The 24,211-nt window shown below is 64.1% G+C and carries 15 protein-coding genes and 1 pseudogene; 9 read left to right on the forward strand and 7 right to left on the reverse strand.

The features are described 5' to 3' along the window. The first annotated feature begins 27 nt into the window (after positions 1-27). Both HV822_RS08800 and HV822_RS08805 read left to right on the forward strand, forming a co-directional pair. A complete protein-coding gene (locus HV822_RS08800; protein ID WP_238873484.1) occupies positions 28-1,386 on the forward strand; it encodes a GntP family permease in 1,359 nt (452 codons plus the stop codon). Beyond that, entirely contained in the window at positions 1,386-2,537 is a 1,152-nt protein-coding gene (locus HV822_RS08805) for a glycerate kinase (RefSeq protein WP_238873485.1), read from the forward strand. Before HV822_RS08800 ends, HV822_RS08805 begins: the two co-directional genes overlap by 1 nt. Positions 2,538-2,571: 34 nt before the next feature. Here HV822_RS08805 and HV822_RS08810 read toward each other — a convergent pair whose 3' ends face one another. Next, positions 2,572-3,804, reverse strand: coding sequence for an NADH:flavin oxidoreductase/NADH oxidase family protein (locus tag HV822_RS08810; RefSeq protein ID WP_238873486.1), 1,233 nt, complete (start codon positions 3,802-3,804; stop codon positions 2,572-2,574). A 208-nt stretch (positions 3,805-4,012) separates the two neighbouring features. Here HV822_RS08810 and HV822_RS08815 point away from each other — a divergent pair, with 208 nt between their 5' ends. After that, positions 4,013-6,208 carry a TonB-dependent siderophore receptor gene (locus tag HV822_RS08815; protein WP_238873487.1) on the forward strand — a complete coding sequence of 732 codons (2,196 nt, stop codon included), beginning with the start codon at positions 4,013-4,015 and terminating at the stop codon, positions 6,206-6,208. Positions 6,209-6,247: 39 nt separating this feature from the next. On the opposite strand, the gene HV822_RS08820 is transcribed toward HV822_RS08815, so the two are convergent. From HV822_RS08820 to HV822_RS08835, 4 genes are read right to left on the reverse strand one after another with little or no spacing between them, the layout of a single operon-like run. After that, on the reverse strand, positions 6,248-6,550 hold the full coding sequence (locus tag HV822_RS08820; RefSeq protein ID WP_238873488.1) for a DUF2149 domain-containing protein: 303 nt from the start codon (positions 6,548-6,550) through the stop codon (positions 6,248-6,250). Then, positions 6,550-7,053: a MotA/TolQ/ExbB proton channel family protein gene (locus HV822_RS08825; protein ID WP_238873489.1), complete on the reverse strand. Its 504-nt coding sequence runs from the start codon at positions 7,051-7,053 to the stop codon at positions 6,550-6,552. Before HV822_RS08825 ends, HV822_RS08820 begins: the two co-directional genes overlap by 1 nt. Further along, the gene (cobN, locus tag HV822_RS08830) at positions 7,031-10,933 is read right to left on the reverse strand and encodes a cobaltochelatase subunit CobN (protein ID WP_238873490.1); all 3,903 of its coding nucleotides are present in this window, start codon (positions 10,931-10,933) and stop codon (positions 7,031-7,033) included. The genes HV822_RS08825 and cobN overlap by 23 nt, the downstream gene beginning before the upstream one ends. Beyond that, on the reverse strand, positions 10,933-12,873 hold the full coding sequence (locus HV822_RS08835) for a TonB-dependent receptor domain-containing protein (RefSeq protein ID WP_238873491.1): 1,941 nt from the start codon (positions 12,871-12,873) through the stop codon (positions 10,933-10,935). Before HV822_RS08835 ends, cobN begins: the two co-directional genes overlap by 1 nt. 186 nt (positions 12,874-13,059) lie before the next feature. Here HV822_RS08835 and HV822_RS08840 point away from each other — a divergent pair, with 186 nt between their 5' ends. Next, a complete protein-coding gene (locus tag HV822_RS08840; RefSeq protein ID WP_238873492.1) occupies positions 13,060-13,770 on the forward strand; it encodes a DUF1294 domain-containing protein in 711 nt (236 codons plus the stop codon). A gap of 17 nt (positions 13,771-13,787) precedes the next feature. Here HV822_RS08840 and HV822_RS08845 read toward each other — a convergent pair whose 3' ends face one another. Together HV822_RS08845 and HV822_RS08850 are read right to left on the reverse strand one after the other, a co-directional pair. Next, a complete protein-coding gene (locus HV822_RS08845; RefSeq protein ID WP_238873493.1) occupies positions 13,788-15,998 on the reverse strand; it encodes a TonB-dependent receptor domain-containing protein in 2,211 nt (736 codons plus the stop codon). 193 nt (positions 15,999-16,191) lie between these two features. After that, a complete protein-coding gene (locus HV822_RS08850; protein ID WP_238873494.1) occupies positions 16,192-17,781 on the reverse strand; it encodes an ABC-F family ATPase in 1,590 nt (529 codons plus the stop codon). Positions 17,782-17,925: 144 nt separating this feature from the next. Here HV822_RS08850 and HV822_RS08855 point away from each other — a divergent pair, with 144 nt between their 5' ends. From HV822_RS08855 to HV822_RS08875, 5 genes and pseudogenes are all read left to right on the forward strand, one after another. Further along, a complete protein-coding gene (locus HV822_RS08855) occupies positions 17,926-18,642 on the forward strand; it encodes a response regulator transcription factor (protein WP_238873570.1) in 717 nt (238 codons plus the stop codon). After that, positions 18,642-19,973, forward strand: a complete 1,332-nt coding sequence (locus HV822_RS08860) for a HAMP domain-containing sensor histidine kinase (RefSeq protein WP_238873495.1) — start codon at positions 18,642-18,644, stop codon at positions 19,971-19,973. The genes HV822_RS08855 and HV822_RS08860 overlap by 1 nt, the downstream gene beginning before the upstream one ends. 131 nt (positions 19,974-20,104) lie before the next feature. Next, positions 20,105-22,171, forward strand: coding sequence for a TonB-dependent receptor domain-containing protein (locus HV822_RS08865; RefSeq protein ID WP_238873496.1), 2,067 nt, complete (start codon positions 20,105-20,107; stop codon positions 22,169-22,171). 95 nt (positions 22,172-22,266) lie between these two features. Continuing rightward, positions 22,267-22,566, forward strand: coding sequence for an iron transporter (locus tag HV822_RS08870; protein ID WP_238873497.1), 300 nt, complete (start codon positions 22,267-22,269; stop codon positions 22,564-22,566). Next, positions 22,566-24,188: pseudogene (locus tag HV822_RS08875) on the forward strand (PepSY-associated TM helix domain-containing protein); the annotation flags it as partial. The gene HV822_RS08870 and the pseudogene HV822_RS08875, both read left to right, overlap by 1 nt. Between the last annotated feature and the right edge of the window lie 23 nt (positions 24,189-24,211).

Raw genomic sequence — 24,211 nt, forward strand, 5'->3', positions numbered from 1 at the left:
GGCAAACACAATAAAAAGGAGTTCAGCATGGGTCTGGTACTGATTCTGGTCGCGCTGATTGCGTTTATTGTTCTGGCGACTTCTCGTCTGAAGTTACACCCCTTTCTAGCCCTGTTAGCTGCCGCGCTGCTGGCTGGCTTCGCCTATCAGGTGCCGACCATGGAGATCGTCAAGACGATCACCGGCGGTTTTGGCGGCATTCTCGGTTACATCGGCATTGTCATCGTGCTGGGGACCATCATCGGTGTGATCCTTGAGCGCAGTGGCGCGGCGATCACCATGGCCGAGACCGTGATCAAGCTGCTCGGCGAGCGCTTTCCGACGCTAACTATGTCGATCATCGGCTATCTGGTGTCGATCCCGGTGTTCTGCGATTCGGGTTACGTGATCCTCAACTCGCTGAAAAATGCCCTAGCCGCACGTATGAAAATTTCCGTCATCGCCATGAGCGTGGCGCTGGCGACCGGTCTGTATGCCTCCCATACGTTCGTACCGCCGACCCCCGGCCCGATTGCGGCGGCCGGTAATCTGGGGCTGGAGAACAACCTCGGTCTGGTGATTCTGGTCGGTCTGGTGGTATCGCTGGTCACGGCCTTTGCCGGCATGTGGTGGGCCAATCGCTTTATCGGCAAGGACATCCCGCTGGAAGACAATGGCGCCCACGTGATGGATGCCGAGGACTACGCGCAGATTCGTGCCAAGTATGGCGTGCTGCCCAGCGCCACCAAGGCCTTTGCGCCGATCTTTCTGCCGATTGGCTTGATCTGCCTGGGCACGCTGGCCAATCTGCCGGCCAAGCCGGTGGGCGAGGGCTTTGTGTACACGCTGCTGGCCTTCCTCGGTCAGCCGGTGGTGGCGCTGGCGGTCGGCCTGGCACTGGCCTGCACGCTGCTGCGCTCGGACAACAAGCGTCAGGAGTTTCATGACCGCGTGGTTGAGGGCATTCAGGCGGCAGCACCGATTTTGCTGATTACCGGTGCCGGTGGTGCCTTTGGTGCGATGCTCAAGGTGACCCCGCTGGGTGATTATCTGGGCGCGACCCTGTCGGCGTTGGGCATCGGCCTGTTCATGCCCTTTGTGGTGTCTGCCGCGCTCAAGTCGGCGCAGGGCTCGACCACCGTGGCGCTGGTCACCACCTCGGCACTGGTCGCACCGCTGCTGCCGGAGCTGGGGCTGGACAGTGAAATGGGCCGCGTACTCTGCGTTATGGCCATTGGTGCTGGCGCGATGACCGTGTCCCACGCCAACGACAGCTTCTTCTGGGTGGTGACCCAGTTCAGCCGCATGAGTGTGGGCACCGCCTACCGTGCACAAACCCTCGGCACCCTGATGCAGGGTATCGCCGGGATCATTACCGTCTGGTTGCTGAGTCTGGTACTGCTGTGATGAAAGTTGTGATCGCCCCCGATTCCTTCAAGGAAAGCCTGAGTGCCCGCGCCGTTGCCCAAGCCATAGCAGCGGGCTGGGCGCGGGTTTATCCCGATGCCGAACTGCTGCTCTGCCCGATGGCCGACGGCGGTGAGGGCACGGTTGATGCGCTGTTGAGCGCCACCGGCGGTACGCTGCAGCAGACCCGCGTCAGCGGGCCTCTGGGCGATCCGGTTGAGGCGCATTGGGGGCTACTGCCGGACGCCCAGGCGATCATCGAGATGGCTGAAGCCAGTGGCCTGCACCGGGTTGAGGCGGCGCGTCGAGACGTGCTGGCAGCCAGTAGTTTTGGCACCGGTGAGCTGATTCGTGCGGCGCTGGATGCCGGTGTGCGGCGCATTGTGCTGGGCCTTGGCGGCAGCGCCACCAACGATGGCGGTGCCGGTTTGCTTGCTGCGCTGGGTGTGCGCTTTCTGGATGTGCAGGGCGCAGAACTGCCACCTGGTGGCGCGGCGTTGGCGCGCTTGCGACAGATTGATCTGACCGGTCTGGACACCCGGCTGGCCCAGGTCGAAGTGATGGTGGCCGCCGATGTGGATAACCCGCTGTGTGGCCCGCGCGGCGCCTCTGCGGTGTTCGGCCCACAAAAGGGCGCCAGTGCCGAGCAGGTGGCGCAGCTGGATGCGGCCCTGGGTCACTATGCTGACGTGATGGCGGCTACCCTCGGCGAAGACCTGCGTGACCAACCGGGCGTGGGCGCGGCGGGTGGCTTGGGGTTTGCCGCCAGGGCGGTGTTGCGTGCCGGCTTTCGGCCGGGGGTGGAGCTGGTGGCGGAGTTGTCCGGGCTGGCGCAGGCGGTGCAGGGCGCTGACCTGGTGATAACCGGCGAGGGCCGGTTGGATGGCCAGAGTCTGCACGGCAAAACCCCGGTTGGCGTCGCGCGTATCGCTCGCGCCGCCGGTGTGCCGGTGATTGCCCTGGCTGGCAGCCTGGGCGACGGCTATCAGCGGTTGTACGCGGAAGGGATCGGCGCCGCCTTCAGTCTGGCGCCGGGTCCGTTGAGTCTGGAGCAGGCCATGCAGCAGGCCGCCGACCAGCTCAGAGCCCGCGCCGCCGACCTGGCGCGGCTCTGGCAAATTGCCGGTACGGCGGCGCTGCGTTCGCAGTGAGCCGCCGCTAGTTCAGATCGCGGTCGCCGCGTGTTCAGCCCTGACGGCTGGCCATAAAGCGGCGATAGCGCCGAGTCAGGCGGGCGGTGCGCAGCTGCTCACGCAGCAGGGCCCAGCCCGGTGCGACCTGCGGGTTGCTCGGCTGGCCACGGCTCAGGCGGCGTAACTGAAATTTCACCATCGCCATGTTGGCCAGCGAGGCCAGTACCTTGTTGCTCCAGGTGACTGGCCGCAGGCTGGGTGCGGCGGCCTCGCCACGCTGCCAGCGGGCGGGTAGGGCAGGGTCGATCGCCAGCGCGGTAGCCATACCTACCAGCTGAGCGCCGCCTTCGAGCACCTGCTCAGCCACTGGCAGACGCCGAATACCGCCGGTCACCATGACCGGAACCCGGCTATCTGTTGCGATATCGCGGACAAATTCCAGGAAGTAGGCCTCTCGTTGCAGGGTTCTGCCGTCGCGCGACTGCCCCTGCATGGCCGGTGCCTCGTAGCTGCCGCCGGACAGCTCGATCAGGTCCACCGGCAGCAAGTTGAGCTGCTCGACCACCCAGCGGGCGTCGTTAACGTCGAAGCCGCCGCGCTGGAAGTCCGCTGAGTTGATCTTGACGCCCACGCCGAAGGATGGCCCGACCGCCTGGCGCACGGCGCTGACGATATCGAACAGCAGGCTGGCGCGATTGGCCAGCGAGCCGCCGCGCTGGTCATTGCGGCGATTGGTCAACGGCGAAAGGAACTGGCTGAGCAGGTAACCGTGGGCGGCATGGATCTGCACACCGTCAAACCCGGCCTGCTGAGCGCGCGTGGCACTGATCACGAAGCGCTGTATCAGCGCTTGAATATCGCTTTCGGTCAGCTCGCGCGGGGTGGCGAACAGGCGCGATGCACTACCCATGTCGAGCGCGACAGCCGAGGGAGCCACCACCGGCTGGCCCAGGTTGGCCTGCATCTGGCGGCCCGGATGATTCAGCTGCAGCCAGAACTGCGCGCCACCACTGCGACCGGCTGCCGCCCAGCGACGAAAGGGCGCCAGATCGGAGTGCGCATCGAGCACCACGCCACCGGGCCCGGTCATGGCGCGGGCGTCAACCATCACATTGCCGGACAGCAGCAGGCCGCTGCCACCCTGACCCCAGGCGCGGTACAGGGTAATCAGCTCTGCTGACGGCGCCTGGCTGGCGTCGGCCATGTTCTCTTCCATCGATGCTTTGGCAATACGGTTGCTCAGGTGGCTGCCGTTGGGCAGGGTGAGCGGGCTGAAGACAGGCATGCTGAACTCCTCAAACGGGTTGGTCAGCGCATGCTAAGTTTAAAGCTAACTTTAATGTCAATCCCGGAGGGCAGCAGCGAATCGCTGAGCTGGCAAGGTTGACCTCTGCTGCACGCCGCCTGCCTGCTCGCAATGGCACTTGTTGAGAGTTATTCGTATTTGCATTAGCATCCGTCGCCTCGTTCCCATGGAAATGGAGGTTCCCGACGTGTCCTGCTTATCCCTGCAAACCTCGCATCGTTTTCCCCGTCCGCTGCTGACAGTCAGCTTGAGCATTGCGGCCATGCACGCTACTGCGGTCTGGGCCCAGGAGTCGGCGGTCCCGGCAGAAGCGGAGCGCATCCAGCTCGAAGCGGTCACGGTCACCGCCGAATCGGCGGATGCGTCGCCGGTCACCGAAGGCACCGGCTCCTACACCACCGAGGCTACTCGCACCGCTACTCGTCTTACCCTGGCGCCACGCGAGACACCGCAGTCGGTCTCGGTGATCACCCGACAGGTGATGGACGATATGGCGCTGGAATCGATTACCGATGTGGTCAACATGACTACCGGGGTCTCCAGCAAGGCGTTCGACAGCTCGCGCAACGGCTTCTCCGCCCGGGGCTTTGATATCACCAACCTGATGGTCGACGGCGTGCCGACCACCTGGAGCGCCGGCTGGGCTGCGGGCGAGACGCAGATGGATACCCTGTTGTATGACCGCGTGGAAGTGGTGCGCGGCGCCACCGGGCTGGTCACCGGTGCAGGTAACCCGTCGGCCGCCATCAATATGGTGCGCAAGCGCGCTGACAGTGTGCAGCCGCACGGGTTTGTCAGCGGCCAGGTGGGTTCCTGGGATCGGTATCAGGGCACAGTGGACCTGTCCGGCGCCCTGCATGACAGCGGCAAGATTCGCGGCCGTGTGGTTGGCAGTTATCTGGAAGAGGATTCCTATATCGATCTGGCGGAGAACGAGAAGTCGGTGCTGTTGGGCGCCCTGGGTATCGACCTGACCGACAGCACGCTGCTGAATCTGGGCGCCAGTTACCAAGAGAACAGCCCGACCGCGTCCATGTGGGGTGGCTTGCCGACCTGGTTCAGCGATGGCACGCGCACCGACTGGAGCACCTCCAAGACCACCGCCCCGGAGTGGGCCGAGTGGGCCTCTACGCAGACCACCTACTACGCCAACCTGGAGCATACCTTTGACTCCGGTGTGCGCCTGTACGGGGCATACAGCCGAGCGACCAACGAGGCGGATCTGCGCCTGCTGTACCTGTCCGGCGCGCCGGACAAGGCCACGGGTCTGGGTATGAATGCCAGCCCCACCTGGTACGACGTCAGCCGCGAACAGGACACCCTCGACCTGTCCGCCACCATTCCGTTCTACGTTGGCGGCCAGGACCATGAGCTGGTTGTTGGCTCCATGTACAGCCAGCAGGAGCTGGTCACCAAACGTCGCGCTGCGCTGACCAGGCCGCCGGTGGGTAACTTCTACGAGTGGGACGGCTCCTATCCTGAGCCCCAATGGGGGCCGTCTGCGGTGTATACCACCCAGGACACCGACCAGCTGGGCGCCTACGCCGTGGCGCGCCTGCGGCTGGCCGATCCGCTGCAGCTGATTATTGGCAGCCGCATCAGCAACTGGGATACCAGCGGCATGAAGTGGAACGGGTCGACCTATAAATTCGAACACGAGCATGAGGTCACGCCCTATGCCGGCCTGATCTATGACATCAATGACCAGTACTCCACCTATGTGAGTTACTCCGAGATATTCAACCCGCAGGACTACCAGGACCGCAATGGCGATTATCTGGACCCGCTGGAAGGTCAGAATTATGAGGCCGGTATCAAGGCCGAGTACTTTGGCGGCCGCCTGAATGCTTCGCTGGCGGTATTCCGCATCGAGCAGGACAACCTGGCGCAAGCGGACATCGGCCAGGTGGTGCCGGGCGGTATCGCGCAGGCGTATTACGCGGCGCAGGGCACAACCAGCGACGGCTATGAGATCGAAGTGTCCGGTGCCCTGACCGAGAACTGGAACCTGCTGGTGGGCTGGGCGCAGTTCAGCGCCGAGGATGCCGAGGGGGAGAAGGTCAATACGCGTTACCCACGGCGCAGCGCAAACCTGTTCACCACCTACCGTATGGGGCGTCTGACCCTGGGCGGCGGGGTGAACTGGGAAGACGGCAACTACACCATCGCCACCAACCCGCTGGGCCAGCGCGAGAAGCTGGAGCAGAGCTCCTACGCACTGGTCAATGTCATGGCACGCTATGCGCTCAGCGATGAACTCAGTCTGCAGCTGAACGTGGATAACCTGCTGGACAAGACGTACTACAGCCAGATTGGCTTCTACCAGCAACATGCCTTTGGCGAGCCACGCAACGGCAAGCTCGAGCTACGCTACAGCTTCTGAGTGTGTGCAGCGGCGCCATATGGCGCCGCTGCGGTCTGCCTACTCCGGCACGTAGATCATGCGCCCGTCATCCAGCCGGTAGGTCACGCCGGCGCGGGCGCCCTGACCTTCACCCATCTCCCCGCTGGACTCGTAACGGGTCAGCTCCTGGCCGTCCTTGACGGTAATGCGCATGGTGTCCTCCCCCGGATTTTCCACCACCACTACCCGCTCCTCGGAGAAGGGGTTGAGCGGGTTCTGCGCGATCACCACCATCAGCACGCCGATGATGACCAGAAACAGGTCGATCAGGTTGACCACCGAGAGCATCGGATCGTCGTCATCTTCATCCAGAAAGCGCATCAGCTGACCTCTGCGCGGGTGCGCTGTTGTTCCAGCTGGCGCAGGTCTTCCAGCAGCCAGCGACGGCGCACGGTGAGCATGAAGTAACAGAGGCTGGCGGCCAGCAGGGCGAGGATCACGGCGGAAAAGGCGGCGACCATATTGCGGCCGACCGCCTGCGCATCGTTGTTGCCCAAGGCCAGCAGCGCCGGCCCCATGGGGATCATGGTGGCGATCAGCCCGAGCATGGGGGCGGTACGCGACACCACGCGCAACCATTCCAGCCGGCGCATGATCCATAGCTCCAGATCATCGCTGGCCACGGGCGAGCCATCGGCGGCGATGGCCTGTTGCCACAGCGCGGCCTGGTGACGGTTGCGGCTGCGTTGCCAGGCTTCGACGGCAAAGGCGCCGAGGGTGACCAGCGCATAGGCCAGTGCCAGGGCAATCAGCAGCATTATTGGTGCGAGAAAAAGGCGCGAAACGGCGTATAAAAGATGTTCAATGTCGGTGAAAAAGCTCATATCGGTCAGTCTTTTCAGGATTGTAGGAAGTGCCTTGGCGGCGCGCCTGCTGCAGCGCGCCGCCGCCGATCAACAGCAGCATCAGCGCCAGCGCCCAGTAGTGGGTGTAGTCCGGTTCGGGCTCTGCGCCAGCGGCTTCAAGCACCTGACCTTGCACCGGCTGGGTTGCTGCGGCCCCGCTCGCAGTAGTCGGCATTTCGGGCAGCGCTGCCGCCGGCTCGCTGCTGGCGGGTGCCTCAAAGCCGGCACCGCGCGCCAGCTCGGCAATAAAGGCGCTGGTCACCGGGTCCACGTCGAAGTCGTTCTGCAGCTGCTGCCAGCGCTCGGCCAATTGCGCACGGGTCTGTTCGGAGGCGTCCCAGTAGTCCTTGCGGATGGCCTCGGCCATGCGTTCAAGGATCTGCGCCTGGGCGGTCGGGTTGTGCTGCTCAAACCAGTCGCGGGTGCCCAGCTCGCGGCTGTCGTTGACGTAGGTATCGAACAGCGCCTGCCACTGGTCATCGCGCACGGTGGAGGGGTCCATGGCCTGCCAGCCGAACAGGTTGTTGGTGACCTTCAGCACCTCCAGCGTGCCGGCGTAGCCTTCGGCCTGCATACCCTCGATCCATTGCGGATTGAGGTAGCGCACGCGCAGTTCATCGGCGAGAAAACGGTCCAGGCCGGTGGTGCGGGCGTCGCTGCTGCGCAGGTCGGAGATCAGCAACTGGGGCGCTGCGCCATCCAGCTGGCGCACCGCCGCCGACAACCCGCCAAGAAACTCGAACGGGTGATCGGTAGACAGCACGCCATGCAGGTTGGAGGAGCGCGACATGATGGCTGCCTGGGTGCCGCGCAGTTGGCTTGCCAGCAGGTTGGTCGTGCCGCTGGCCTCGCCCCAGCGCTGGCTGCCAAAGGCGTAGCCGTTGCTGGCAAGAAACTGCTCGGCGAGCACCGCGTCGTCGTCCCATTCGGTCGAGGCCATGGCCAGGTCTGGCACGCCGGTGCCGTATTCGCCGGGGGCGTTGCCGAAGATGCGGTAGCCGGCGGCTTCAGCGGCCTGTTCGGCGCTCATGCCCTGGGCCTGCAGCTCGGCGGCGATGCGGCGGTTGTTGGCGGCAATCGGGTTGCCGGGCTCCTCCAGCTCGGCCAGTCGCGCGATGGCGTCATCCAGCAGGCGCATAAAGTGGTCAAACTGGTCACGGTAGACGCCGGTGACCTGCACCACTACGTCGCTGCGCGGTCGGCCCAGCTCGCTGGCCGGAATGATCTCCAGCGCGGTGACCCGGCCGCCGTCGTCCCAGAGCGGCCGCAGCCCCAGCGCGTGCAGCACCTGCGCCTCAGTCACACCGAGATGGCGAATGGCTTCCGAGGACCAGAGGCTGAAGGCCAGCTTCTCGGGCCAGGCGCCGTCGTGTTCGGCGCGGAAGGCGTCGATCAACTGCTGGTAGGCGGTGGCGCCGCTGTCCCAGGCGGCCCGGGCCGGAATTTTGTCGGCCTCGAAGGCATAGAGGTTGCGGCCGCTGCGCACATCCGGGTTGCGGATCGGGTCGCCCCCTGAGCCCGGCGCGACAAAGCGACCGGCTAGCGCGGCCAGCAGTGCCTCGTTTTCATCGGTGTCGCGCAGTTGCTGATCCAGCTGGCGCGCGCGGTCGGCAAAGGCGGCTACTTCGGGGGGCAGGTCAGCGCTCGCCTGCTCATCGAGCAGTTGCTCAGCGGCGCGGTAGGCCGGGGTTTTCGGAAGCGCGTCGTGCTCAACCGCAAACAGCTCCAGCTGATCGGTGCCCAGCGCGGTATAGAAGGGGGTGCCCAACTGCTGCATCAGGGTGACGGTGCGGTGGTCGGCGCTGGCCGGTTGACCGAAGGTATGCAGCCCCAACGGCATGGCAGTGCGTGCTAGCTCGTGCAGATGATCGTGCAGTGCCTGCAGAAAGCCGTCGAAATCAGCGGCGGTCTGCTCCTCGCTCCAGCCCAGATCCGCGTGCATCTTGGCCTCAATGGCGCCGCTGCGGATCTGCTCGCGCACGGTGTCCCGCACCTGACCCTCATCCAGCTGCTCGTGCTCGTGGATCAGGTGGTGCAGGTCGCGCATCTGGTCGTACAGCCCGGCGGGCGCAAAGGGGGGCGTCTGGTGGCTGACTATCACTGCGCGGCCGCGGCGCTTGGCCTGAATGGCTTCGCCGACGTTGTCCTGGATATAGGGGTAGACGATCGGCAAATCGCCAGCCGCCAGCCAGGGATAGTCATCGGCGGCCAGGCCCCGGTCCTTGCCCGGTAGCCACTCCTGCGTGCCGTGGGTGCCCAGATGGATCCGCGCATCGGTGCCGGCGTGGGTCTGCAGGTAGCGGTAGGCGGCCAGGTAGCGGTGGTCGGGCGTGCTGTCGCTGCTGTGATAGTTGCCGGGTTTGCCGCCACGCGGCATTTGCGGCATCAGCAGCAGGTGACCGAGCTGCCAGGCCGGCAGGACAAACGCCGGTTCGCCGTTCACCTCACGCACCGCCGGATGCTGCTCGGGCGGGCCTTGCGCGGCCAATGCCTGCTGGCGCCGGGCGGACAGGCTGCCCAGCCACACTTGGTAGTCGGCAACCGGATAGCTCACCGCCAGCCCCTCGGCCAGCAACTGCTCGGGCGTGACGCTGCCGTACAAGGCGCCGAGCAGGCGCTGGGCGTGATCGATAACCTGCTGCTCGCTGACCGGCTCACCCACCTGATACCCCTCGGCCCGCAGTGCCTGCTGTATCGAGACGATACTGCGCGGCACGTTCAGGTTTGAGGCGCCGAGGTTCTTTTCCCCGGCCGGGTAGTTCCAGAACAGCAGGGCCAGTTGCTTGTCGGCAGGAGGCGTGTGGCGCAGGACGACCAGCCGTTGCAGCTTGGCGATCAGTGCATCGGCCTGCGCGGGCAGCAGGTCGTCCACGCCGTCGGTGCTGGCCGAGAGCACCAACGGGTCACTCACGCCCCAGCCTTCCGGCCCGGCCAGAAACACCGCCGTGGTGCGCGTAGCGACACCGCTGACCGCGTCCGGCCAGTCCGCCGCTTCACCCTCACGAAAGCGCAGGGTCTGGATCACCGGCACGTCCAGGGCGAGAAAGTCGGCGCTGCGCGCTGAGCCGTTCTGCATATGGGTGAGGTTGACCAGCGCATCGATCGGCTGGCCGGCGAACAACGCGCTCAGGCCGCCCTCGGCGTTGCCGTCGAACCAGAACAGCACGGGCTGCAGGCCAGCGGCCTCGCTGCGGCTGACCAGCTCGTCCAGCTCGCGGGTCAGCATGTCGCGGATCATGCCCGAATGAATCAGAAAGGCGATTCGGCCCTTGGCAGCGGGCTGGCGTTGATCAGCCCAGGCGAGGTAGTCATCGAGCGTTTTGAATAGCTGCGGCGCGTGCGGGTGGTAGAAGCCGGTGGCCGGCAATGTCTCGGGTGGGGCGAGTAGCGCAGGGGGGAGCGCCGCGCCGCGCTGGTTGGCCGCCACTAGGGCAAAAAAGCGCGCAAAGTTGGCCTCGCCACCGGCGGCGTAGAGCGCCACCAGCGGGCCGGCCAGCCGTGGGGAAAGCTGCTCCCAGAGTGGCCGGCCACCGCCAATGGTCAGCGTTGGCTGCGTGATCTGGAGCTGGCCGATGGCCGCGCTGACCTGTGCCCGGTCGCTCGGCCGTGGCACATCCAGCACAACCAGCGTACTGGCGCCGACAGCCTGCTGCATGACACTGCCGTCTGCTTGCTCGACGTTCAGGTGGTGCAATTGCACCTGGTTGTCTGTGGCCAGGCGCTGCAGCAACTGAAACTTCTCGCTGGAGACAAAGTTGTTGTGCAGCACCAGCACGCTGGCGCTCTGCGCTTGCACTGCTGCGGCGAGTAGCCAGAGCAGGGCGCAGAGGCTGCTGCGCACAAGAGCATGCCAGCGCATCAGAAGCTGACCGTCAGGCCGGCGAAGTAGCGGCGGCCCGGATCAACACGGTCATAGTCGTCCGGGGCGTCGTTGGCCAGGCGCTCGTTGCCGATATTTTCGATGCCGGTGTGCAGGCTCAGATTGCGGGTCACTGCGTAGTCCAGATACCAGTTGACCAGGGTGTAGCCGGGGCTGTCTGGTTCGCGCGCCGAGCGGAACTGCGAGCTGTGGTACTCAGCTTGCAGACGGGTGCCAAGCGCCGGGGTCAGATCCCAGTTGACGCTGGCGTTGGCAAGGTGGCGGGAGCGGTCAGCAAGACGTTCCTTGGTGACTCGGTTTTCGGCGTCCAGATAGGTGTAGTTGGCGCTCAGGCTCAATGGGTCGAGCAGGGTGATGCGTCCACTCAGCTCAAGGCCCTGCAGGCGAGCTTCGGCGATGTTGTCGTACTCCAGGCAGACTCGGCCGGCCACATCGCAGGTAGGCAGGCGGATGGTTTCGATCAGGTTGTCGACATCGTTGCGGAACAGGGTGGCGGCGAGCATCCAGCGGCCCTTGTCCAGCTCGGCACCCAGCTCGAAGGACTGGTTGGTTTCCGGCTCCAGCTCGGGGTTGCCACGAATGATGCCGCGCCCGCCCATGGCGGCGCGGGATTCATATTCCGGCGACAGCTGCTTGAGAGAGGGCGCCTTGAAGCCATGGCCTATACCGGCGCGAAGGGTCAGGGCATCGCTGGGGTGGAACATCAGGTAGGCGCGCGGGCTGGTCTCCCAGCCAAAGTCCTGGTGGCGGTCAACGCGGGCACCGAGCACCAGCTCCCACTGCGCGTTGAGCCAGATTTCATCCTGGGCAAAGGCGGCGTAGTGGTCCTGCTCGGCCTGACCGTCGAGGGTAACGGTCGGATCTTCCAGTTCCTCGCGGCGGGTTTCTGCGCCCAGGGTGAGCAGGTGGTGCTCACCCAGCGGCAGGCCAATGCGGCCATCGAGTACGGTATCGGTGAAATAGTTGGGGCCGCTGGCGTTGCCGCCATCGCTGCGGTAGGCGCGGCGCTCCAGCTCGGATCGATACAGCCGCACCTGGCTGTCGCCCCAGTCCCAGTCGCCCTTGTGTGACAGCGCGTAGCGCCGGCGGTCGACGTCGTAGTGGGTCTGGTACAGCGGGCTGGCGCGAGAGCTGCGGTCGCCGTCCTGCTCTTCGTTGCCGGCATCGACAGACAGGTCGATGCGCTGGTTGTCCACGGGTGTCCAGCTCAGGCCGATGTGGCCGGTGCGCGCGTCCTGTTCATCCAGCTGGCTCAGGGCCGGGTTGGCGGCATTGCGCAGGGCGTCGCGCTGGCGGAATTCGCCCCACAGGTTGAGGCCCAGCTTGCCGTCGATGAGCGGGCCGCCAAGGTAGAAACCGGTCTTGCGCTCGTCGCCGTCCAGGCTGCTGTCGGTGAAGGTGGCGTTGCTGCTGATCGAGCCTTGCCACTCATCGGTGGCGGCGCGGGTGATGACGTTGACCACACCGCCAAGGGCTTCGGAGCCATACAGCGAGGACATCGGCCCGCGGACGATCTCGACCCGCTCGATGGCTTCGGTCGGCACCCAGCCCAGCTCGAAGTCGGAGTGGGCAATACCCGAGGCCGAGGCGTTGATGCGCTGGCCGTCTATCAGCATCAACGTGTGCTCGGAGTCCATGCCGCGAATGGACACGCCGCGGCGGCCCAGACCCAGGTCTGACAGGTCAACGCCGACGGTGTTGCGCAGCGCATCGGCCAGATCGTTCACCGGGCGGTTACGCAGCTCGCTGCCCGTGACCACGCTGACGCTGGCCGGCGCATCGGCGGTGCTGCGCTCGGTGGTGGTGGCGCTGATCACCATGGTCGGAAGGTTGGTTGTGGCGGGTGCTGCCCAGGCGTTGCTCCCCAGCAACGCGAGCGCGAGCAAGCCGCTGCGGGCGGCTTCGGTTCTGTGTTTCATGGTTGGTCCTTGTGATGGCTCTGCGACGGCCTGCGCGGCAGGCTGCAGGAAAGGGCGCTGGCTCGTTACTTAATAGTTATAACATAACAATTAAGTGTGCGTCAGGTGCGTTGGCAAATCGGTATGATGTCCACGCCGACAGGTGGACAGACGAATTGGCAGCAGACCCCAGAGGGAGAAGCAGGGATGGAACAGGGCGGCAAACTGATCAGCTGGAACGATGCCAAGGGCTTCGGTTTTATCCAGCCGGATGACGGCAGTGAGAGGGTTTTTGCCCATATCTCGGTGATGCGCGGCGATGCGCGGCCGGTGGCCGGCATGGCGGTGCGCTTTGTCGGCGCACGGGATGCTCAGGGGCGTCTGCGCGCCGAGCATATGCGGGGCGAGGGGTTGGCGCTGGATCGTCCGGCGATTCGCCGCAAGCCTCAGGCGGCCCGCAGCAATGGCGGCAAAGCAGACGTCAGCGCGACGCCAAGGCGGCGGGCAGCACGCTCGCGGCGCTTACAGCCGGTGCGTCGCGTCGGGCTCAAGTTGGGGGTGTTGACTCTGCTGTGCGCCCTGCCGTTGGCTGGCGGCTTGCAGCTGTGGCTGAAGCAGCATCTGCCCTGGCCGTTGCTGGCATACCTGCTGGTCAGCATCGTCAGTTTTATTCAATACGCGATGGACAAGCGCAGCGCCGAGACCGGCCGCTGGCGTACGCCGGAAAACACCCTGCACATCACCGAGCTGCTGGGTGGCTGGCCTGGTGCGCTGGTGGCCCAGCAGGTGTTTCGGCACAAGACCCGAAAGCTGTCCTTTCAGGTCGTGTTCTGGCTGATTGTCGGCCTGCACCAACTGGTCTGGCTGGACCGGTTGGTGCTCGGCGGCAGGCTGACGGGCGGGCTGTTGCCGTTCTGAGCCGCGCCCGCATGCCATCAGAAGGTCAGGTTGGCGGACACCCAGAGTCGACGGCCTTCTTCCAGTACGCCGGTGGTAGAACGACCACTGACGATGTAGTCGCTGCCGAAGGCGCTGCCATCCACCGCACCGGCATTGGTGTAGGTGGTGTAGGTTTGACCCTTGAGGAAGTCCTTGTCGAACAGGTTGTAGATGCTGGCGTTCAGGGTCAGGTTGTCGGTGGCCTGGAATGAGCCGCCCAGGTGGAACAGGGTGTACGCCTTGGTCTTCGCGCCCAGTGCGTCATACAGCGACTGGTTGCTGGAGTAGCTGCCGTTGCCGTTGGCCAGGTTGGCATAGCTGGACGAGAAGCGCGCACGCTCGCCGCGATACTCGCCGCGCAGCCACAGGTTCAGGCGGCTGGAGGTTTGCCAGTCGAGCTTGGCGTTGGCCAGATGTTCCGGCGTATTGGTCAGCGGCTGACCCTTGTCCGCACCACTTTTTTGTTCGCTGTCGGTGTAGGTGTAGTTACCGCTCAGCGTCCAGGCGGGAACGAATTCCCAGCTGGCTGCCAGCTCCAGGCCGCGGGTAACGGCTTCATCGATATTCACCAGCTGCGAGCAGGTACCACCGGCGTTGCCGGCGCAGAGCGGATCGGCCACCGGGTTGCCGCTGGCAATCTTGTCCTCGAACTCGTTGTGGAACACTGTGGCATTGGCACTGAGGCCGTTGTAACCGTTGTAGTACACGCCAAATTCGGTGCTGGTGGTGGTTTCCGGGTCCAGATCGGGGTTGCCGATGGTGATCACGGTGCCCTGACCGCTGATGCCGTTGACGCCGTCATGCAGTTCGTTCAGGTCGGGTGTGCGATAGCCGCGGCTGACGCCACCCTTGACGGTCCAGCTGTCGGCCGCATTCCAGACCAGATAGGCGCGGGGGCTGATATGGCCGCCGAAGGCATCGTGGTCGTCGTAGCGGGCACCCAGAGTCAGTGCCAGGTCGTCGCGTAGCATCCATTCGTCTTCGGCAAACAGCGCCCAGGTTTTCTGCTCGAAGTCCTCGGTCGCAATGCCATCGGTCATCTTGGCTTTCCACCATTGCGCACCCACGGTGGTCATGTGGTTATCGCCGACCGGCGCGACCAGCTTGGTATCAAATACCAGGTTGGTGGTTTCCAGCTCGCGGTCGTCGCCCGCCAGGCTGCCGGGAATGCCGGACGGGCCGCCGATCGGATCGCCCGGCAGGGTGCGACCGATGGTTTCGGTCTGGTTGCGCATAAGGCTGGAGTCGAGCGTACCGACACCCAGTCGCGCGGTATGGGTCAGGGCGATCTGCTCGCGCTCAAAGCGCAGTTCGTCGGCATAGCCGTTGGCGGAGGTGACCTGTGTGGTGCAGGCACGGTTCAGGCCATCCAGAGTGCCCAGCTGGCACTCGTCGTTGTTGTAGCGCTGGCGGCCACGCTCAACGTCCAGGCTAAAGTCGTGGTCGTCATGGGGCGTCAGGGTCAGACGAGCACCGAGGGTCTGGTTGCGGCCGTCGACCGGGGACGGACCGCGCTTGCTCACGTTGCTGCCGTCACCGAAGCTCAGGTCGGACTCCTGGCGATCAAACAGGCTGGCGCGCAGTTGCAGGCCAAGCAGGTCTTCGACCAGCGGGCCACTGGTGTACAGGCTGGCATTGCTGGTGGCGCCGTAGTCGCTGTTCTCCTGGAAGGTATGATCCAGTGTTACCGAGCCGGTCCACTCTTTTGCCACCTTGCGCGTAATGATGTTGACCACCCCGCCCATCGCGTCTGAGCCGTACAGGGTCGACATCGGGCCGCGAATGACCTCAATTCGCTCGATTGCGGAGAGCGGTGGCATGAAGCTGGTAGAGGTCTCGTTGAAGCCGTTGGGCGTGACGTTGCCAGCGGCGTTCTGACGGCGGCCGTCGATCAGGATCAGCGTGTATTCGCTGGGCATGCCGCGAATGCTGATGTTGAGGCCGCCGGTCTTGCCGGTGCCTTGACCGATATCGATGCCTTCTACGTCTCCCAGCGCATGCGCCAGGCTGTTGTAGCGCTTCTCCAGCAGATCCTGCTGACTGATCACACTGATGCTCGCCGGGGCGTCGGTGAGCTTCTGTTCAAAGCCGGAGGCGGTGATAACCAGGCTATCGAGGGTGACGGTGTCGTCTTCAGCGTGTGCGTGGCTGATCGCCGCCAGGGCGACAGCACTGGCCAGCAGGGTACGTTGGCGGAAAGGGGACATTACGTTGGCTCCAGCAAGAAATTTAGCAGATGATAATCAATTGCAAATCAAAGTGATTATGGCAACTGTGTTTCCGTCTGCGTAAATCGCTTGCGGAGCCTGTATTTCAACGGCTACAGCCGAATGTAAATTATGCAAAGACATCTGCCGGCACCCTGTTGCGAGGTGCCGGGCGGCGTCCTCGGCGCGGTGATCAGACCAGCACGCCCTGACTGCGCAGGTAGTCGTCGTAGCTGCCGGAGAAGTCGGTGACGCCGTCTTCGGACAGCTCGATGATGCGGGTAGCCAGTGAGCTGACGAATTCGCGGTCGTGGCTGACGAAGATCAGCGTGCCCGGGTAGTTCTCCAGTGCCAGGTTGAGCGCTTCGATCGATTCCATGTCCAGGTGGTTGGTCGGTTCGTCCATCAGCATGACGTTGGACTTGCCAAGGATCAGCTTGCCGAACAGCATGCGACCCTGTTCCCCACCGGAGATCACCTTGACCGATTTGCCGATCTCGTCGTTGGAGAACAGCATGCGGCCGAGGGTGCCGCGCACCAGCTGTTCGCCGCCCTGGGTCCACTGCGCCATCCACTCGAACAGGGTGCAGTCGTCCTTGAAGTCGTCGGCGTGGTCCTGTGCGAAATAGCCGATGTCGGCGCTTTCAGCCCACTTGACCTCACCGGCCATCGGCGGCATTTCACCGACCAGCGTGCGCAGCAAGGTGGTCTTGCCGATCCCGTTGGGGCCGATGATGGCGACCCGCTCGCCGGCTTCGATCTGCAGGTTCAGGCCCTTGAACAGGGTTTCGCCGTCAAAGCCCTGGCTGACGTTCTGCAGGGTTACCGCCTGGCGGTGCAACTTCTTGAACTGCTCGAAGCGGATGAAGGGGCTGACACGGCTGGAGGGCTTGACCTCTTCGAGCTGGATCTTGTCGATCTGCTTGGCGCGGCTGGTCGCCTGCTTGGCCTTGGAGGCGTTGGCCGAGAAGCGGCTGACAAAGGTCTGCAGCTCGGCAATCTGGGCTTTCTTCTTGGCGTTGTCCGACAGCAGACGCTCGCGCGCCTGGGTGGCGGCGGTCATGTACTCGTCGTAGTTGCCAGGGAACAGGCGCAGCTCGCCGTAATCCAGGTCGGCCATGTGGGTGCAGACCGCGTTCAGGAAGTGACGGTCGTGGGAAATGATGATCATGGTGCTCGTACGCGCCGTGAGGATGCTTTCCAGCCAGCGGATGGTGTTGATGTCCAAGTGGTTGGTGGGCTCGTCCAGCAGCAGCACGTCGGGATCGGAGAACAGCGCCTGGGCCAGCAGCACGCGCAGCTTCCAGCCGGGGGCGACCTCGCTCATCGGGCCAAAGTGCTGTTCCAGCGGAATGCCCAGACCGAGTAGCAGCTCGCCAGCGCGGGATTCGGCGGTGTAGCCGTCCATTTCGGCGAATTCGCCTTCCAGTTCGCCGACTTTCATCCCGTCTTCTTCGCTCATCTCCGGCAGCGAGTAGATGCGGTCACGCTCGGCCTTGACCTTCCACAGCTCCTCGTGACCCATGATCACGGTATCGATCACGCTGAAGGCTTCGTAGGCGAACTGGTTCTGCCGCAGCTTACCCAGGCGCAGGTTCTGTTCCAGCATCACCTGACCACCGGAGGGCTCCAGCTCGCCCCCCAAAATCTTCATGAAGGTGGATTTGCCGCAGCCGTTGGCGCCGATCAGGCCGTAGCGGTTGCCATTGCCGAATTTGACGGAGACGTTTTCAAACAGCGGCTTGGGACCAAACTGCATGGTGATGTTGGCGGTGGAGATCACGGACAATCCTGGAGTTAACAGCGAAGAAGTGGGCGCGCATTGTAGCGGCTTGGCGGCGCGGGTGACAGGCACCGGTGACCGGAGGCGTTTGCTGGGCGGTGGCAGATGCAGTATGTTTGCGGGCGTTTATGGTTCTCATTCTTGGTGTGGCCTGTGCAGGTATTTCAAGCGCGCATATTGGCGGTAGAAGATGACCCGGTGCTGGGTGAGCACCTGCAGCAGTCGCTCGGCAGCTACGGGCATGAGGTGGTGTTGGCCACAGACGGCCAGCAGGGTCTGGCGCAGGCCGGCAGCGGCGAGTTTGACCTGATTCTGCTGGATGTCATGCTGCCGGGGCTTGGCGGCATGGAGCTGCTGAGCAGGCTGCGGCGCATGGGCGGCACGCCGGTCCTGATGATGTCGGCCCTGGGGGATGAGGAAAGCCGGGTGACCGGCTTTGATCGCGGCGCCGACGACTATCTGCCCAAACCCTTCAGCAGCCGTGAGCTGGAGGTACGCGTCAACGCCATTTTGCGGCGTATCAGTTATGAGCGTGGTCAGGGTGAAACCCAGCCTGCGGTCGACGACGCCGAACTGCGCTTTGATGAAAAAGCCTCGCGGCTGCGCTATGGCGATATTTCCGTCACCTTTACGCCGACCGAGTATCGCTTGCTGGAAGTGCTCCATGCGCACCTCGGCGAGGTGCAGAGCAAAGCCTTTCTCTACCAGCAGGTGTTGCACCGCGGCTTTACTCGCCATGATCGGGTGCTGGACATGCACATCAGCAACCTGCGTCGCAAATTGGCCCAGGCCGGAGTAGACATCCTGCGCCTGGAGTCGGTCTGGGGGCATGGCTATCTGCTGAGCCGGGAGCAACCCTGATGCCGGGCTATCGTTCGCTCTACTGGCGCATGGTGCTGCTGGTTGCCGGTTTCTGTCTGTGCATGATTGCCGTTACCGACTATATGGCCCAGCGGGTGGATCAGTATCTGGCGCGCCTGCCTGAATCAACCCTGGGTGAGCTGCGTGGCTACGCGGCCGATGCTGCCAGCGCACTGGATCAGGGGGTGGACGCTCTGAACGCCTGGCGAGACGAGCACGCGGAGCTGTCACCGGAAATTCTGGTGGTGGTGGATAGCGCCCTGCAGGCGCTGCCGGGTCAGCCGCTAAGCGAGAAACAGCGCAACATGCTGACGTTTTTGCGCAGCTATACCTCGCCGATGAGCAGGCGTGGTGGCGGCCGTCAGGTGATTTACGTGCCCATGGCCGGGCGCGAAGAGTCGCTGGTGCTGCGCTTGCCCGAAGCCCTGACGCCCTGGACCATGCGTCCGCTGCTTAACGCCCTGGTGCTCTACCTTATGCCGGCGCTGCTTTCCCTGCTGTTCTGCGCCCTGCTGTACATGCTGCTGATCTCGCCGCTCGAGCGTTTGCGTCGTCAGGCCAACGCCATGCGAGCCAATCCGCTGGAAACCCTGTTGCCCGCCGAGCTGGCCGGGCGTCGTGATGAGATGGGTGAGCTGGGCCGTTCGCTGGACTACCTGACTCGCCGCCTGCGCGACTCCATCGGGCAACAGCGCCAGTTGCTGCGCGATGTCTCCCATGAGTTGCGCACCCCACTCAGCCGGCTGCGCGTGGCGGCTGAAAGCAACCTCAGCCACAGCGAGCTGCGCGAGCGACTGGAGCACGAGGTTGACCGCATGCAGGACTTGCTTGATGGCACCCTGGAAGTCGCCTGGCTGGATAGCCAGCCAGGTCAGCTGCCCTTGGAGGCGGTGGATCTGAATGCGCTCTGGGAGGTGCTGCGCGAGGATGCTCTGTTCGAGTCGGGCTGGTCGCCTGAGCGCATCAGCGCCGAGCTGCCTGCCGATTGCCGGGTGCAGGGCCACCTCAACGGGTTGAGTCAGGCGCTGGAGAACGTGCTACGCAATGCCATCCGGCATTCGCCGGACAACGGCCTGGTGCAGCTGCGGGCGCAGCGCGAAGGCGGTAACTGGCTGATCTGCCTGTCTGATCAGGGGCCCGGTGTCGACGAAGCTCATCTGGAGCAGATCTTCCGCCCCTTCTCGCGTCTCAACAGTGCCCGCCCGGGTGATGGTGGCTTTGGCCTTGGTCTGGCTATCGCCGAACGGCAAATTCGCCTGCAGGGCGGCGCAATCTGGGCGCTCAACGGCCTCCCCGGCCTGCAGATCTGGTTCCGTTTGCCAGCTGTATAGAATGTAAATGCGCTTTACTCTCAAATAGGAATAACTAGCATTTGTGCCGATTTCAGGGCATCAGCGTCGGCCTGACGGGAGCGGGCGATGGCTGATGTCGTCTGTCGTTATCTTGCTAGGGAGTTGAGAGTATGGGGATTTTCAAACGCCACCAGTTGGCTTGTGCAGTCGCGCTGGCGACCCTGGGCGTGGCTACTACGGCAGTCGCCGATGAGCTGGGCGCCGTTGATGACGTCGTGGCGCTGGACGAGATCACGGTGGTGACGGCAGCAGGCTACGAGCAGAACATCGCCGATGCACCGGCCAGTATTTCGGTCATCACCCGCGAACAGCTGGAGAAGCAATCCTATACCGACATCACCGACGCGGTGCGCAACATCCCCGGTATCTATGTCACCGGCGGCGGCAACATGCAGGACATCAGCATCCGTGGCATGAGCAGCAGCTACACCCTGTATCTGGTCGATGGCCGCCCGATTTCCGCCGGGCGCATGGTCAACACCAATGGCTCCGATGGCGGCAAGCAGATCGGCCTGCCACCGGTCTCCATGATCGAGCGTATTGAAGTGATTCGCGGCCCGATGTCCTCACTGTACGGGTCGGAGGCGATGGGCGGGGTGATCAACATCATTACCCGGCGCGGCGGTGATGAGTGGGCCGGCAGTCTCTCTACCGAGTACACCAGCGCGATGAATGACATCAGCAGCGATTCGCAGCAGGCCGATTTCTATCTGGGTGGTCCGCTGATTGATGGCCTGCTGGGGGCGCAGTTTACCGGCACCTACGTCGGTACCGACGAAAGCAGCTTCAGCGGTGGTGGCGACAGCGCGGCCAGCATGCCCGAGAGCACGCGCAAGCAGGGCGGCGTCGAGTTTTACCTGACGCCCAACGAGCAGAACCGCTTCACCCTGGGTTACACCGCCTCCGAGCTCAAGTACACCCATACCCCGGGCGAGAGCATTGCGGCCACCGCAACCGCCTCGACTACACGGTACGAGAAGGACGTGTATGCCATCGGCCACGATGGCAACTACGGCGACCTGATCGTCAACAGCTACCTGCAGCACGATATCTCCGACAAGCCGGGCACCGGCAGCACCAAGCAGGAGGAGGTCAGCCTGCTCAACAGCCAGGCGAGCTACTTCTGGGGCGATCATGTGATCACCTTTGGTGGTCAGTACAAGCAGGAAGAGTTTGTTGATGAAACCAACGGCATGCTGGTATCTGGCGTGCCGGGTGCGGTGAAGAGTGTAGACCGCTGGATCGCCGCGCTGTTTGCCGAGGTGGACTGGGCGCTGACTGATCAGCTGTCGGTGACCACCGGCCTGCGTTACAACGACGACGAGCTGTTTGGTGGTGAGTTGTCGCCGCGCCTGTATGGCGTGTACCGGTTGAATCCGGAGTGGACCATCAAGGGTGGCGTTTCCACCGGCTACCGCCAACCGACCCTGTCCGATGCCACCGAAGGCTTTGGCCGTGGCACTGGCGGCGGCGGCTCGCCCATTGCGCCGCTGCCGCGCGCGCTGATTATCGGTAACTCCGATCTGCAGCCCGAGACCAGCACCAACTACGAAGTCGGTTATGTCTACGACAATGCCGCCCTGGGGCTGAACACCAGCGCCATGCTGTTCCACACCCAGTACAAGGACAAGATTGCCGAGGATCGTTTCTGCACCAGCCCGGATACCGCCGACCGCAACGACCCGTCCACCTGGACCTGTGACTTCAACGGGCAGACCTACTGGTTCCTGAGCACCCGCCAGAACATTTCCGAGGCGATGATGCAGGGTGTTGAGCTGACCCTGGATTACCGCTTCCAGCCCAACTGGAACCTGTCGACCAGCTACACCTTCACCCAGTCGGAGCAGAAGTCGGGCGAGTTCAAGGGCGAGCCCCTGAACAAGCAGCCGCGCCATATGGTCAACGCCCTGCTGGAGTGGGATATCAACCCGCGCTTTAACGCTTGGGCGCAGGGTAACTACCGTGGCGAGACCTCTGACTACATGGGCCGCACCAGCATGTCTGACGGCACGCCGGGCTACGGGTTTGTCGATCTGGGCGTTGGTTTCCGTCTGACCGACAGCGTCACGGTCAAAGGCGGTCTGTACAATGTGGCCAACAAGGAAATCACCAATGACAGCTACGGTGTGGTGCTGGATGGCCGGCGAGCAAACTTTGGTTTGACGGTCGATTTCTGATTGCAGCAGACGACTCGTCGGGTCACAGACACAGGGCGCCTGTCGGTATCAACTGACGGGCGCCCTGTAGGTTAGGGAGCTATCGAGAGAACAACATGTCCAAGGTATCAAGCGCCACAGCGCCGGTCTGGCCGGCCACGCTTATGCGCATTCTGCTGGCGGTATTTGGCGGTTACGCCCTGACGTATTACGCCACCGCCGCGCTGGCGCGACTGCTGCCGTTTGAGCGTATCGATGCGGCCATCAGCGCGACCCTGTTGTCCTTCGCACTCTACACCTGCTACGTGCTGTGGGTATACGCGGTGCCCCTGCGTCGCGGCCTGCTGAGTCTGCTGGCGCTGGTGCCGCTGGCGTTGATCGGCTTTGGGCCGAACTGGTTTGCAGGGGCTGCCTGATGGCCAAGCAAGCGTCGTTGACGCAGTCCATGTCGGAGCTGCACACCTGGGCCGGGCTGGTGCTGGGCTGGGTGCTGTTTGCCATCTTTCTGACCGGCACCCTGGCGGTGTTCGACAAGGAGCTGAACTGGTGGATGCAGCCGGAGCTGCGTGTCACCGGCCAGAGTCAGGCCGAGGCGGTGCAGGTGGCCGAAGACTGGCTGCGCGCCAACCACGCCGGCGCCAGCGCCTGGAATATTGGTCTGCCGAGCGAGCGGGGGCCGGATCTCAGCGTCTCCGCCGGGGAGCAGCGACGCGGTGAGCGCACCTATCTGGATGCGTCCACTGGCGAGCTGGTCGAGCCGCGTGACACTGCGGGCGGCAGTTTCTTCTTCCGCTTCCACTACACCCTGCACATGGGGCGTGACCTGGGTGTCTGGATTGTGGGGCTGGCGGCCATGGCCATGCTGGTGGCGATCATCAGCGGCATCATCATCCACAAGAAGATCTTCAAGGACTTTTTCACCTTCCGCCCCGGTAAGGGCCAGCGCAGCTGGCTGGATGGCCACAACGCCAGCGCCGTGCTGCTGCTGCCGTTCCACCTGATGATTACCTATACCGGCCTGGTGATTTTCTTTCTGATCTATATGCCGGCGGCCAGCGATGCGCTCTACAACGGCGATCGCCAGGCGATGTTCCGCGACTTGCGTCCGGGTGCGGAGCAGCATCAACCGCAACAAGGGCAGCAGGCACGGGGTCAGGCTGAGCGCGGTGGGCAGGGCGAACGTGTGGAACAAGCCGTCCGTGGCGAGGCGCCTGCGCGAGGTGGGGGCCGCGCGCCGCGCACGGTTGAGGCGCCGCCGGCACAGATGCTGCCGTTGGCCAGCTTTATCGCGCTGGGCGAAGCGCACTACGGTGCGGGCATGCTGTCATCTGTCTCGGTCAGCAACCCCGATCGTGCCAGCGCTCAGGTGGAGGTGCGTCCGCTGCTGGGCAGCCGTATCGAGCTGACCAAGGGCGAGTCGATGGCCTTCAATGCGATTACCGGTGAGGTCACCCGCGTGTCTGACCCGAGCCGGCCGACGCTGCTGACGCAAAAGGTTATGGCCGGTCTGCATTTTGCCCAATTTGGTGGTTACCCGATGCGCTGGCTGTACTTTATCTGTGGCCTGATCAGCTGCGCGATGATTGCCAGCGGGCTGGTGCTCTACACCGTCAAACGCCGTCGCCAAGCCAGGGTAAGTGCGACCTGGCTGCGCCAGGCCGACTGGCTGAATACCGCCGTCGTGGCTGGTCTGATGGTCGCCTGCGTGGCCATGCTGTGGGCCAATCGGCTGCTGCCGGTGGAGCTGGCTGAACGCAGCGAGTGGGAGCAGCGGGTGTTCTTTGGTAGTTGGCTGTTGGCGCTGCTGCACGCCCGCGTGCGCACGCCTGCGCGAGCCTGGATTGAGCAGCTGGCGGCGGCGGGTCTCTTGCTGTTGACCCTGCCGTTGCTGGATCGGGCGCTGGCCGCGTCGGCGGCTGACGTGCTGCGTCTGTCAGTGGATGCTACGTCGGCGGCCTGCGGCGTTCTGCTGCTATGGGCCAGCTGGCGCGTGGCGCATCAGCCGGCTGCGGCAGAGCGCGCCGCGCCGCGCCGCGCAAGGCGCCCAAGCCCGCCAAACCC

This window comes from Halopseudomonas maritima (genome assembly GCF_021545785.1).
In the GTDB taxonomy this organism is placed as follows: domain Bacteria; phylum Pseudomonadota; class Gammaproteobacteria; order Pseudomonadales; family Pseudomonadaceae; genus Halopseudomonas; species Halopseudomonas maritima.

What these genes read in the sequence shown, in the direction of transcription:
- HV822_RS08840 (WP_238873492.1), top strand. Translation starts at nt 13,060, where the DNA reads ATGGAACAGGGCGGCAAACTGATCAGCTGGAACGATGCCAAGGGCTTC.
- HV822_RS08835 (WP_238873491.1), bottom strand. Translation starts at nt 12,873, where the DNA reads ATGAAACACAGAACCGAAGCCGCCCGCAGCGGCTTGCTCGCGCTCGCG.
- HV822_RS08810 (WP_238873486.1), bottom strand. Translation starts at nt 3,804, where the DNA reads ATGCCTGTCTTCAGCCCGCTCACCCTGCCCAACGGCAGCCACCTGAGC.
- HV822_RS08800 (WP_238873484.1), top strand. Translation starts at nt 28, where the DNA reads ATGGGTCTGGTACTGATTCTGGTCGCGCTGATTGCGTTTATTGTTCTG.
- HV822_RS08805 (WP_238873485.1), top strand. Translation starts at nt 1,386, where the DNA reads ATGAAAGTTGTGATCGCCCCCGATTCCTTCAAGGAAAGCCTGAGTGCC.
- HV822_RS08870 (WP_238873497.1), top strand. Translation starts at nt 22,267, where the DNA reads ATGTCCAAGGTATCAAGCGCCACAGCGCCGGTCTGGCCGGCCACGCTT.
- HV822_RS08865 (WP_238873496.1), top strand. Translation starts at nt 20,105, where the DNA reads ATGGGGATTTTCAAACGCCACCAGTTGGCTTGTGCAGTCGCGCTGGCG.
- HV822_RS08825 (WP_238873489.1), bottom strand. Translation starts at nt 7,053, where the DNA reads ATGAGCTTTTTCACCGACATTGAACATCTTTTATACGCCGTTTCGCGC.
- cobN (WP_238873490.1), bottom strand. Translation starts at nt 10,933, where the DNA reads ATGCGCTGGCATGCTCTTGTGCGCAGCAGCCTCTGCGCCCTGCTCTGG.
- HV822_RS08820 (WP_238873488.1), bottom strand. Translation starts at nt 6,550, where the DNA reads ATGCGCTTTCTGGATGAAGATGACGACGATCCGATGCTCTCGGTGGTC.
- HV822_RS08845 (WP_238873493.1), bottom strand. Translation starts at nt 15,998, where the DNA reads ATGTCCCCTTTCCGCCAACGTACCCTGCTGGCCAGTGCTGTCGCCCTG.
- HV822_RS08860 (WP_238873495.1), top strand. Translation starts at nt 18,642, where the DNA reads ATGCCGGGCTATCGTTCGCTCTACTGGCGCATGGTGCTGCTGGTTGCC.